11 protein-coding genes are annotated in these 12,316 nt (G+C 43.2%); 6 read left to right on the top strand and 5 right to left on the bottom strand.

What is annotated here, in order from left to right; translation table 11 throughout:
* Window positions 1–192: 192 nt before the first annotated feature.
* Window positions 193–1,140, bottom strand: a complete 948-nt coding sequence (gene miaA / locus MIS45_RS03665) for a tRNA (adenosine(37)-N6)-dimethylallyltransferase MiaA (RefSeq protein ID WP_249451039.1) — start codon at window positions 1,138–1,140, stop codon at window positions 193–195.
* 292 nt (window positions 1,141–1,432) lie between these two features.
* Between miaA and serS the strand changes: the two genes are divergently transcribed.
* Window positions 1,433–2,725 carry a serine--tRNA ligase gene (gene serS, locus MIS45_RS03660; RefSeq protein WP_249451038.1) on the top strand — a complete coding sequence of 431 codons (1,293 nt, stop codon included), beginning with the start codon at window positions 1,433–1,435 and terminating at the stop codon, window positions 2,723–2,725.
* A 187-nt stretch (window positions 2,726–2,912) separates the two neighbouring features.
* Here the strand turns inward: serS and MIS45_RS03655 are convergent, their stop codons facing one another.
* The 3 genes from MIS45_RS03655 to MIS45_RS03645 all read right to left on the bottom strand — a co-directional run bounded on the left by MIS45_RS03655 (window position 2,913) and on the right by MIS45_RS03645 (window position 6,314).
* Window positions 2,913–3,755 (bottom strand): ABC transporter six-transmembrane domain-containing protein, encoded by an 843-nt coding sequence (locus MIS45_RS03655; RefSeq protein ID WP_249444662.1) that lies wholly within the window; start codon window positions 3,753–3,755, stop codon window positions 2,913–2,915.
* Complete coding sequence (locus tag MIS45_RS03650) at window positions 3,748–4,194, bottom strand: MarR family winged helix-turn-helix transcriptional regulator (RefSeq protein ID WP_249451037.1); 447 nt, start codon at window positions 4,192–4,194, stop codon at window positions 3,748–3,750. The genes MIS45_RS03655 and MIS45_RS03650 overlap by 8 nt, the downstream gene beginning before the upstream one ends.
* 467 nt (window positions 4,195–4,661) lie before the next feature.
* Complete coding sequence (locus MIS45_RS03645; RefSeq protein ID WP_249451036.1) at window positions 4,662–6,314, bottom strand: multidrug ABC transporter permease/ATP-binding protein; 1,653 nt, start codon at window positions 6,312–6,314, stop codon at window positions 4,662–4,664.
* Window positions 6,315–6,845: 531 nt separating this feature from the next.
* Here MIS45_RS03645 and rfbD point away from each other — a divergent pair.
* From rfbD to argS, 5 genes are all read left to right on the top strand, one after another.
* The gene (gene rfbD / locus MIS45_RS03640) at window positions 6,846–7,721 is read left to right on the top strand and encodes a dTDP-4-dehydrorhamnose reductase (protein ID WP_249451034.1); all 876 of its coding nucleotides are present in this window, start codon (window positions 6,846–6,848) and stop codon (window positions 7,719–7,721) included.
* A gap of 46 nt (window positions 7,722–7,767) precedes the next feature.
* Window positions 7,768–8,154 carry an SMI1/KNR4 family protein gene (locus MIS45_RS03635; RefSeq protein WP_249444658.1) on the top strand — a complete coding sequence of 129 codons (387 nt, stop codon included), beginning with the start codon at window positions 7,768–7,770 and terminating at the stop codon, window positions 8,152–8,154.
* 46 nt (window positions 8,155–8,200) lie between these two features.
* Window positions 8,201–8,743 (top strand): dTDP-4-dehydrorhamnose 3,5-epimerase, encoded by a 543-nt coding sequence (gene rfbC / locus MIS45_RS03630; RefSeq protein WP_249451033.1) that lies wholly within the window; start codon window positions 8,201–8,203, stop codon window positions 8,741–8,743.
* 108 nt (window positions 8,744–8,851) lie between these two features.
* Window positions 8,852–9,406, top strand: coding sequence for a pseudouridine synthase (locus MIS45_RS03625; protein ID WP_249451032.1), 555 nt, complete (start codon window positions 8,852–8,854; stop codon window positions 9,404–9,406).
* 100 nt (window positions 9,407–9,506) lie between these two features.
* Complete coding sequence (gene argS, locus MIS45_RS03620; protein WP_249451031.1) at window positions 9,507–11,225, top strand: arginine--tRNA ligase; 1,719 nt, start codon at window positions 9,507–9,509, stop codon at window positions 11,223–11,225.
* A 255-nt stretch (window positions 11,226–11,480) separates the two neighbouring features.
* Here the strand turns inward: argS and rlmB are convergent, their stop codons facing one another.
* Window positions 11,481–12,236 (bottom strand): 23S rRNA (guanosine(2251)-2'-O)-methyltransferase RlmB, encoded by a 756-nt coding sequence (rlmB, locus tag MIS45_RS03615; RefSeq protein ID WP_249451030.1) that lies wholly within the window; start codon window positions 12,234–12,236, stop codon window positions 11,481–11,483.
* Window positions 12,237–12,316 lie beyond the last annotated feature (80 nt).

Below are 12,316 nucleotides of genomic sequence, written 5' to 3'. Positions count from 1 at the left end.
CTGATAGGCAGCCTGAAAATGGGTTTTCAAATTCAATTATTTTATAGTAAATTAAAATAAGAAATCTGTTTCGTTGCCCACGCCCTTATGTACTATTTGTACACGGCGGGCGTGGTCGCCTTGCATCTTTCTTATTTTACTTCACTATATATTTTCAGGCTGCATTCGCTCAAAGGCAGCCTGAAAAACACGTTATATATCAAAAAAATATTGCATGGCGATTGTTGCCGCAGCCAAATAATCACGCTGCAAAAATGGGTCTAGCACCGTATCAGCAGGCAATTTTCGCAACCACGTCAGTTGGCGTTTGGCTAATTGCCGCGTTGCCGCCTGCCCTTGTGCCACACATTCGTCCAGCGTGGTTTCGCCATTTAAATGTGCCCACGCTTGACGATAACCCACGCAACGCATGGATGGCATTTCAGGCTGCAATTGTGGATATTTTTGCCGCAAATCACGAATTTCGTCCAAAAAACCCTGTTCAATCATCAAATTAAATCGTTTGTTAATTTGCGCGTGCAACAAACTTCGGTCTGCGGGAATCAGCGTGAGCGTGTGCAAATCCAATGGCGCGACTTGTGTTTCTTGTTCGGCAAAATGTTGCGACAAAGGTTTACCCGTCAGCAACCAAACTTCCAAAGCGCGTTCAATGCGTTGGCTGTCGGCAGGTTCTAAACGCGCGGCGGTTTCAGGGTCATGTTGTTGTAATTGTTGATATAAATAGGCTAAACCATATTCTGATTTTTGCTGTTGCAAGATTTCGCGTGTCGCAGCATCGGCTTCGGGCAAGGCATTTAATCCTTGCGTGAGTGCGTGAAAATACATCATCGTTCCGCCAACAATCAAGGGCAAACGTCCGCGCGCATGAATTTCGTTGACCAAACGCACGCAATCGTCCACAAATTCCGCCGCGCTGTATGTTTGCATCGGGCTGATAATATCAATCAAATGATGCGGTGCGATGGCGAGTTCATCAGGCGTGGGTTTGGCGGTGCCTATGTTCATATCGCGATACACAAGTGCGCTGTCTAGACTGATGATTTCACAGGGAAATTTTTTTTCTAGATGCAAGGCAAGCGCGGTTTTACCGCTGGCGGTTGCACCGAGTATGGCGAAGGCTTTGGGACGATGTTGGGACATGATTATGGTGAAAAATGGTTTTTCAGGCTGCATTGTATAGTCGTTTAAAATAGAAATCAGACAAGGAGACTACACCATAAGGGAGTTGGCAACATGGTATTATTTTTATTTTAAACGACTAAGGATAAATGCAGCCTGAAAATAATGTTTTAAATGAAATGGTGTATTGTACTAAAAAATACTTTTTCAGGCTGCCTATTTATTGCAAGGAATATGCAGATAGGCAGCCTGAAAACACTTTTTTCGTTTAAAATACATCTATTCATTTCTCACAAAGAATAGGAAAAGAAAAATGTTAGATATTCAATTATTACGCAGCGATATTCAGGCGGTGGCGGCGCGTTTGGCAGGACGCGGTTTTGTGTTGGATACGAATAAATTCAATGAATTGGAAGCACAACGCAAACAGTTGCAAGTGCAAAATGAAGAGTTGCAAGCACAGCGTAACAGTTTATCCAAACAAATCGGCGTGTTGATGGGACAGGGCAAAAAAGACGAAGCCGAAGCTGCCAAAGCACAAGTGGCTGAAATCAAAAACCAAATGGACAAAATTGAACAAGATTTGCCACGCATTCAGGCTGCTTTGGACGATTTAATGTTGAATGTGCCGAATTTGCCGCACGAGAGCGTGCCTGTTGGCAAAGATGAAACGGAAAATGTGGAAGTCCGCAAAGTTGGTACGCCACGCGAATTTGATTTTGCAGTCAAAGACCATGTAGATTTGGGTGCGGCTTTGGGTTTGGATTTTGAAACAGCCGCGCAGTTATCGGGTGCGCGTTTCAGTTTGATGAAGGGCAAGGTAGCGCGTTTGCACCGTGCTTTGGCGCAATTTATGTTGGATACGCACACCACACAACACGGTTATACAGAATGTTACACGCCTTACATTGTCAGCGACAGCACATTGATTGGCACAGGGCAATTACCCAAATTTGGTGAAGATTTGTTCCACGTTACGCGTGGTGGCGATGAAACAAAATTGACACAATATTTAATCCCCACCGCAGAAGTGACACTGACCAATACGGTGCGCGAACAGGTGTTGGCGGAAAAAGATTTGCCAATGAAATTAACGGCGCATTCGCCTTGTTTCCGCAGCGAAGCGGGTTCGCATGGTAAAGATACGCGTGGTTTGATTCGCCAACATCAGTTTGATAAAGTGGAAATGGTACAAATTGTGCAGCCTGAAAAATCTTATGAAGCTTTGGAAGAAATGGTTGGACACGCGGAAAATATTTTAAAAGCTTTGGAATTACCCTATCGTGTGATTACATTGTGTACAGGCGACATGGGTTTTGGCGCAGCAAAAACGTATGATTTGGAAGTGTGGGTGCCAGCGCAAAACACTTATCGTGAAATTTCAAGTTGTTCCAATTGTGAAGATTTCCAAGCACGTCGCATGAAAGCACGTTTTAAAGACGAAAACGGCAAAAATCGTTTAGTACATACACTCAATGGTTCAGGTTTAGCTGTGGGTCGTACGTTGGTGGCGGTATTGGAAAATCATCAAAATGCAGATGGGTCAATTACAATTCCTGTGGCATTACGTCCATATTTGGGCGGAATTGAGAAATTAGAGCCGTAATGATATGCAGGCAGCCTGAAACCTTGGCAAAACTTATTCAGGCTGCCTGAAAGCTGGTAGGTTGGATATTTTATCCAATAATTTTTAAATAAAACAAATAATTGTTAAAAATGAAAAATATTGGTTTTAGAATATGACTCACTATTGTGGGTTTTACAAAGATTTCAAGCAGCTTTTGCATCTTCATTTACACGTCCACACGTTTACCTATGTCTTTGAGTTCAGAAAATTTTTCTACCAATCTTGGCATATCATCAAGACTCATCGCAAAACCCCACAAATAAGTCAACACCGCATAAATGTGTCCTGCCTGAACAGTTTTGCTTGCCAAAATCGCCAAAGTCGCGCCAAATAAAATCGCCAATACCACGCCAATCAGCAAAAAACTGGTCGCTTCACGATTGGAAATGGCAATGCGGATTTTAGACAATAAATCATAATGTTTATTCAATTCATTGTTTTTGCTGCGTTCAATGATGTTCACTTCATTTTCAAGGCGATTGTTGAGTTTGAAATACAGTCGGTCATTTTTTTGCATATAGCGCGGTAAAATCGCCAAAAATGTCAGCAAAATCAACAATGCAATCACACCCGACCAAAATTCAATCATCAGCAACATTGCCACAGCCCCGACAATGGAAAACGTGGCTGTAATTAAAATGGGCAGATGTTCTTCAAAAAATGCAACAAATTGCCGTGCCAAATTGGCGTGTGCGCTTGCCGATGACGTTGTTCCCTTTTGTTTTTCATTCATAATGGCTTTGACCGCCAAATCCGCGTAAATCCGCACAAAAGCGCGCGTGTCCACCGCTCGCCGCGCCGAACCCACTGCCCAAATCACAAAAACCATTGCCGCGTAAACCAAAGCATGCCCCATTTTGCCCGCCAGCACAGCATTGACCGCAAAACTGCCCACCAATGGATAGAGCAAAAACAACACGTTTTCCAACGCCACCAATGTGAATGTCGCCAACAATTTTTGGCGGTGCGCGAACGCAATCTGTTTCAAAGTATGAACGGCATCAGCCATGATGTTGCTCCAATTTTTGGCTTAATAATGTTTGTAATATTTTGAATTCGTTGAGCAAAAATTCCGCCCTTGCCACGCCAAAATCGGCAATGGCTTGATTTTCTTGGGCTAATAATGGCTCAATGATGTTTTGGGCAAACTGCCGTCCTGTTTCCGTGAATTGTAAGGTTTTTTCGCGTTTGTCGTTTGGGCTGGTGTGGCTGACCAAAATGCCGTCTGTTTCGTATTTTTTGCACAGGGTGTGTATGGTTTGTTTAGCGATTTGGCATTTGTCTGCAATGTGTTTTTGGGTGCAGTCGCCATCTACCCACAATGTGTAGAGTATGGCGAGTTCATTGCCATTGATATGGTATTTTTTGGCGAAACTGTCGTAACTTAATAACATTTGTGTGCAAATGTCGCCAATTTGGTCTAGGGGATTGGTGGTGTTTGCGTTCATGGAAAAGTCCTAAAAATGACTAATTGGGGATTATAGTCATTTTTAGGACTGTTTTCAAATTTCAGGCAGCCTGAAAAGTGACTTTTTCTTTTTCAGGCTGCTTTTTGTTTTAAATATAGTAAATTCAATTTAAACCAGTATAGCATTGCCAGCTCCCTTATGTACTAGGTGTACACGTCGGTTGCTGTCGCCTTGTCCTGATTTAAATTGAATCTACTATATTTGTGCTTAGATTTTGTATGGATTAAGTTCAATTCTGTGTTGAAAATATTCGTCAATGGGAAACATTGGCTTGCATTTTAGCTGTACAAGTCCGTTACGCTACACGCTTTGAATAGAGCTGATTATCAGCAAAACCAACATCGCGCCCAATGCTGTGATGTTGTCATTAGTCTCAAAAATAGAAGAGAAAATATTGGATTCAAGAGTCCAATCTACCCATGTTTTTCAGGCTGCCTGATTATGATTTATTCCATTCTACTGTGTTCTTCCACTATCGTTTTAGCTGTTTCGCTATCGTATTCGCGCAAAGCCCCTTGTTTCATGGACACAATCCGCTCGGCATGATGAAAATATTTGTCGTCATGGCTGATGGCGAAAATAGTGTAGCCACTTTCTTTCAAAATGGGCAACAGTTGTTCGTAAAATACACGGCGAAATTGTGGGTCTTGGTCGGCTGCCCATTCGTCCAAAATCATCATGCTGCGATTTTCCAGCGCGGCAATCAATAAGCCTAATCTTTTGCGTTGTCCTTGTGATAATTTACTGTTTAAAATGCGTTTTTTCTCAATTTTAACTTTTTCGCTTAATTGTAAATGTGCCAGCCATTGTGTGATATGTTCATCGGCAACTTCATCGCCCATGCCGTCCATAATCTGTTCAAACAAATGAAAATCGGTAAACACGCTGGCAAATAATTGGCGGTAGGCTTCACGGTTTTCGTCTGTGATTTCTATATCATCAACAAAAATTTTGCCCGAAGTCGGGGTATATAAGCCAGCCAAAACCATAGACAAAGTGGATTTGCCTGAACCATTGCCGCCAATCAAAAATACGGTTTCGCCGCGTTTCAGGGTTAAATTAATTGGCTGTAAGGCAAAATGTTGCCCACCTTGCATGGGGTAGCTGTATGTGATGTTTTCCAAACGAATGTTTTGCCAATTTTCAGGCAGCCTGAAATTGCTGTGAAATTCGCTGCGATAATCGTCCAAACCCAAATCATGCAATGCTTGCAACCCGACTTGGCTTTGCATGATTGCGGGAAATGCGCCAATCGCGGCGGTAAGTGGTGCGCGCATAAACAACACGGTCATGGTAATGGTAGCGGCATCCGACAAACTTGCCCAGCCGTGTTGGGTGGACAAATAAAATATGATGCCAACGGCGGCAAGCATGATGCTGTTGCCCCAGTTTACGGCAATGGCGTGATAGCTATCGGCATGGATATGAGCTTGGCGACGACTTTCGGCTTGTGGGATAAATTCTTCTTTGTAAAAGCGTTCTGCACGGAAACGGTTTAATTTCAATTCCTTATGACCATTTAAAGTAGTTTCGTAATGGCGTTGGATTTCATCTTCTGCGTGGCGCATGGTGCGGAAACTGCCGTAATGTTTTTTCACGACAAAATTGGTGCCGATAATCATCGCTGCCATCAGCGCGGCGGTTACCAAAAATAATTTGGGTGATAAATAAATCAGATAGAGACTGCATGCAAATGTGAACAATGCGCCTTGCACCAATTCTGGCAAGCGCGTAAAGGCAAATGACAGGCTGCGAATATCGTTGGCAAGGCTGGCAAGAATTTTGGGTTTGCCAACCAGTTGTAATTGCGCATCATGGCTGTCCATAATGCGTTTGACGAATTGGATTTGCGTGTCGTAAATAAACTGTTGTCCCAGTCGTGCCAGTTGGATTTGGGCGATGCTGGCGGCAATGAAATAAATCATGACGAGCAAAAGAAACATACCAATGCCACCACTATTTAGCTGATTATTTTGCAGTAAATTGTTATTGATATAGGATAATGTGCCGATGCCGAGTGCGCCTGAAATGAGCGTGAGCGCGAACATTTGCAGGAAAGTGTTTTTGTGATGTGAATAAATAAGTTTGATGATGTCCATGTGTTTCAGGCTGCGTTTTATATGTAGATATAGTTGTTTAAAATAAAAATAAGACAAAGTAACAGCAACTATTGTTTACAAACTATATTGAAAGGAAATTTAATGATATTTTGTTCGCGGTTGAATTTTGCGCTAAAGTTATTTAATTCCGCATTAAAAATACATTGCTAATGTTTGTTTGTAACGATTTTTAAAGTGTACCAGCCCAATTTGTTCTAATCCAAACTCACTACTATAATTGATTGTTGGAAAAGTATTATTTTAGCATTTTACAATGCATAGGAAAAATTTCGGGTATATAAGTATCCGAGAGGCTAGGGGGCTACCGTGTTGTTATTTAGTTTTTGGGATTATAGTGGATTCAATCAATTTAAATCAGGACAAGGCGACAGCGACCGCCGTGTACACTTAATACATAAGGGAGCTGGCAACGCTGTACTGGTTTAAATTGAATTCACTATATATTGTACTTTTGTTGTGTACAGGAAGACAGCCTGAAAATATTTCTGCAACTTAAGAGATTGAAACAAAATGATTAAATACCTAATCACAGGTGCAAACGGACAAGTTGGCAGCCAACTGGTTGCGCAATTACAAAGTAAAGCCGAAATTTTGGCCACCGACCGCGACACGCTGGATATTACCGATAAACAAGCCGTTTTACAGGCAGCGCAAACCTTTCGCCCCCATTTCATCATCAACGCCGCCGCCCATACCGCCGTGGACAAAGCCGAAAGCGAACGCGATTTAGCCCACGCAATTAATTGCACAGGCGCAGAAAATCTCGCCTTGGCAGCGCAAAATGTTGGCGCGACCATTTTGCACATTTCCACCGACTATGTCTTTGACGGCAAAGGCGAAACCCCTTACCGTGAAACCGACCCCGTTGCGCCACAAAGCGTGTATGGCGAAACCAAATTGGCAGGCGAAATCGCGGTGCAGGCTGCCTGCGAACGCCACATTATTTTGCGCACCGCTTGGGTGTTCAACGAACAGGGCGGTAATTTCGTCAAAACCATGTTGCGTTTGGGCGCGAGCCGAGACAGTTTGGGCGTGGTTGCCGACCAATTTGGTAGCCCAACTTATGCAGGCGACATTGCGGCGACATTGATTTCAATATGCGAACAAATTCACGTTGGCAAAACTAATGCTTATGGCGTGTACCATTTTTCAGGCAGCCCCTATGTGTCGTGGCACGATTTTGCCAGCGAGATTTTCGCGCAAGCCCACGCGCAAAATGTGTTGGCGCAAATCCCTGTTTTGAATGCGATTGCGACTGCGGATTACTCCACGCCAGCGTCTCGCCCAGCCAATTCGCGTTTGGATTGTGGCAAAATTCAAGCAGCGTTTGGGATTGAGACGAGCGATTGGCGTAAGGCTTTGTTGGATTTGAAAGATTATGTTTGAATTTGATTTTCAGGTAGCCTGAAAATGTCAAATGAAGGATATGATGATGTTTTATCTATGGAAAAATAAATTGGGCTTTCATTTACCAGATAGCTACGAAGAATTTTTATCGTGTGTAAAAGAAGAAGATGGGCTTGATTATTATGATGATTTTGGCAATGGTGGTTATTTCTATGGCTATAAAAATCTGTTGGAGCGCAATGCGACTTATGATGTGCAAAAAAATGCCCCTGATTATTTTTTAATTGGTCAAGATGGCGATTTGGGCTTTTTTATTCACAAAAAAGGTTACGATGATGCCATTTACGCTTTGGATTTAGGGGCATTAGGTTCAGCAAAAATGCGCCATGTAGCTGACAATATGGCAGATTTATTAACAAAAATCCTTTCTAATGAAGATGAAAACTGGGATTTGTTTGATGAGGAAGATTGATTTTCAGGCAGCCTGAAATATTTTTTACTTTTAAGGAATTGAAAACATGAATATTATTGACACATCTATCCCCGATGTCAAATTATTAGAACTCAAAGTGTTTGGCGATGAACGCGGCTTTTTTATGGAAACCTTTCGCGATGTGTGGTTTCGTGAACACATTGCCGACCGCACTTTTGTGCAAGAAAACCATTCCAAATCCAGCAAAAACGTCTTGCGTGGCTTGCATTATCAACTGAAACACACGCAAGGAAAATTGGTGCGTGTGGTTTCAGGCAGCGTGTTTGATGTGGCGGTGGATTTGCGCCGCAGTTCGCCGACTTTTGGCAAATGGTTTGGCGCGATTTTGTCCGCCGAAAACAAACGCCAATTGTGGGTACCCGAAGGTTTCGCGCACGGATTCTATACCATTGAAGACAATACAGAATTTGTGTACAAATGCACCGATTATTATCATCCACAATCGGAACATTCGTTGTTGTGGAACGACCCAACTGTGGGGATTGATTGGGGTTTGATTGGCGAGCCGAGCTTGTCCGCCAAAGATGTGGCGGGTAAGTTATTGCAAGATGCGCTAACATTTGCCTAAATCATCGCCCAAAGGCAGCCTGAAAATGCTTTCGGGCTGCCTTTTTATATGCAAAATCCTGTAAACAAATGTTATAATTGCCAACTTTACCAGCATTCAGGCAGCATTATGCTTATCGCACTCAATAAACCCTATGGCGTGATTTGCCAATTTTCGCCACACGAAAAACACCGCAGCCTGAAAGATTTTGTTCCTGTCCCCAATGTCTATCCCGCAGGGCGATTGGATACCGACAGCGAAGGTTTGCTGCTGCTAACCGATGATGGACAACAACAAGCGCGTATTGCTAATCCCAAATTTAAACTGGCCAAAACCTATTGGGCGCAACTGGAAGGTTCGCCCGATGCGGATAAATTGGCACAACTCACGCAGCCGCTTGATTTGGGCGATTTTGTCGCGCAGCCTGCAAAAATCTGCTTATTAAATCAAGATGATGTAGCAAAAATCTGGCAGCGCGACCCACCGATTCGGGAACGCAAAACTGTCCCCGATTTCTGGCTACAAATCCAAATCCACGAAGGTAAAAATCGCCAAGTGCGCCGCATGACGGCAAAAGCAGGTTTTCCGTGTTTGCGCTTGATTCGTGTAGGCATTGGGCGCGTGAATCTGTTTGATTTGGGACTGGAATTGGGCGAATGGCGCGAGTGTTCGCAATTACCTTAATTTTTCAGGCTGCCTATATTTAGTATAAAGAAAAATTAACTGACATTTGGCAGCCTGAAAACACATCATTTATTATTTATTTTATTTTTGAAAAAACACTATGAAACTACATCAAATCATCTCTCAAATTGCCGAACAAGCCTTTGCACAAGCAGGACTTGCGGGCAATCCAATTGTTTTGCAACCAGCAAAAAGCGCGGAATTTGGCGATTTCCAAATCAACGGCGTGATGGGTGCAGCGAAAAAATTGAAACAAAATCCACGCGATTTAGCCGTACAAGTGGCGGATATTTTAAAACAAAATACCACTTTTTCATCGGCAGAAGTGGCAGGCGCAGGTTTTATCAATTTGCGTTTGTCGCCCGAATTTTTGGCGCAACATCTTTCAGGCTGCCTGAAAGATAAACATTTGGGTGTGGAACAAGCCGCGCAGCCTAAAATCGTTGTGATTGATTATTCATCGCCCAATCTGGCAAAAGAAATGCACGTTGGACATTTGCGCTCGTCCATTATTGGCGACAGTTTGGCGCGTGTGTTGGGCTATTTGGGCAACACCGTTATCCGTCAAAATCATGTGGGCGACTGGGGCACGCAATTCGGTATGTTGGTTGCCTATATGGTGGAACAGCAAGCGCATAATGCCACGTTTGAATTGGCGGATTTGGAAGAATTTTATCGCAATGCCAAAATCCGTTTTGATGAAGATGAAAACTTTGCCAATACCGCGCGTGAATATGTGGTGAAATTGCAAGGCGGCGATGAAACCGTGTTGGCATTGTGGCGACAATTTGTGGATATTTCGCTTGACCACGCCGAAGAAGTGTATCGCAAACTGGGTTTGTTGCTGCAACGCGAAGATGTGGCGGGCGAATCTAAATACAACGATGATTTGCAAAATGTGGTGGACGAGTTGGTGCAACTGGGGTACGCGGTTGATGATAAAGGCGCGAAAGTTGTATTCTTGGACGAATTTAAAAATAAAGATGACGAACCTGCTGGATTTATTGTGCAAAAACAAGATGGTGGATTCTTGTATTCCACTACTGACTTGGCGTGTATCCGCTATCGTGTACGCAGCCTGAAAGCTGACCGCATTATGTATGTGGTGGACACGCGCCAATCTTTGCATTTTCAACAAGCATTTGCTGCAACACGCAAATCGGGTTGGCTGCCTGAAAATGTGTTAGCCGAGTTTATTGGTTTTGGTATGATGTTGGGCAAAGACGGTAAACCGTTCAAAACACGTTCGGGTGGCACAGTTAAATTGATTGAATTGCTGAATGAAGCGGTTGAACGTGCTACCGCGTTGGTGCGTGAGAAAAATCCTGATTTGCCAGCAGAAACAGCGGCAAAAATTGGCACTGTTGTGGGTATTGGCGCGGTAAAATACGCTGATTTGAGCAAAAATCGTAACAGCGATTATGTGTTTGACTGGGAAAATATGTTGTCGTTTGAAGGCAATACTGCACCGTATTTGCAATATGCGTACACGCGTGTGCAAAGTGTGTTCAAAAAAGCAGGTGAATGGAATACACAAGCTGCAATCACATTAAATGAGCCTTTGGAACAACAGTTGGCAGTAGAATTGTTGAAATTTGAAGATGTGTTACAAAGCGTGGCGGAAACTTCTTTCCCACATTATTTGGCGAGCTATTTGTATCAACTGGCGACTTTGTTCAGCCGTTTCTACGAAGCCTGCCCGATTTTGAAAGCGGAAGGTGTGGTGCGAGATTCACGTTTACAGTTGGCAAAATTAACGGGAGAGACCTTGCAACAAGGTTTGTCTTTGCTGGGCATTGAAACGCTGGAAATGATGTAATTGTGAAGAATATCGAGTAAAAGAAGGGTGGATTTTATATCCACCCTTTTGCGTATCTTGAAATATACGATATGACGTTTTCAAGCTGAAACCTTTGTAAAACTGCGGAAACTTTTAAATTTCCATCATTCCTGCGTAAGCGGGAATCCACTTTTAACTTTAAGAAACAAAAGTTTGTTTAACCCAGCGTTGGATTCCCGCCTGCGCGAGAATGACGATATTGGTAGTTTTGCAAAAGTTTCAGGCTGCCTTCCACTATACTGCTGTGTTTTCACGCAATATTCTTTGGCGGCGCGTTTCTGCCAATACCATGCCTGCTGATACGGAAATATTCATGCTTTCCACCGTGCCAAACATTGGGATAGATACCAGTGCATCACAATGTTCACGTGTTAAACGGCGCATACCTTCGCCTTCATTGCCCATTACCCACGCCACGGATTGTGGAATATCATAATGGAATAAATCTGCCTCTCCGCCCATGTCTGTGCCAACTACCCAAATGCCGTATTCTTTTAATTCGCGTAAAGTGCGTGCCAAATTGGTTACTGTAATATAAGGTACGGTTTCCGCTGCGCCGCAAGCCACTTTGCTTACCGTTGCATTTAAGCCTGCGCTTTTGTCTTTGGGCGCAATCACCGCATGCACGCCCATTGCATCGGCAGTACGCAAACACGCACCCAAATTATGTGGGTCAGTAATGCCGTCCAATACCAATAAAAATGCGGGCTCACGCAAATTTTCTAGCACATCTTCCAAGTGGATATGATTTTTTGATGCGTCAATAAAACCCACGACACCTTGATGCCGTGCACCTTTGGCAATGGTGGCGAGGCGGTCTTGATTGGCAAAATGTAATTTCACATTTTCTTGTGCTGCTTTTTCCAAGACATCACGCGTTCGAGTATCATTTTTATTTTCAAGCACATATAATTCTATAATGGATTTTGGATTTTGCCACAAGCGAGCATTTACAGCATGGAAGCCATAAATTAAGCGTTGATTAGACATGACTATTATTCTTTCAAAATATTTTCAGGCTGCCTATTTTACAGCAAAAGGCAGCCTGAAATTTCAAAAAATATAATCGT

Origin of the sequence: Wielerella bovis (assembly GCF_022354465.1) — a bacterium.
GTDB classification, from domain to species: Bacteria; Pseudomonadota; Gammaproteobacteria; order Burkholderiales; family Neisseriaceae; genus Wielerella; species Wielerella bovis.
Note: the sequence above shows the minus strand (reverse complement) of the source record. Positions and strands in the feature narration are given on the sequence as shown.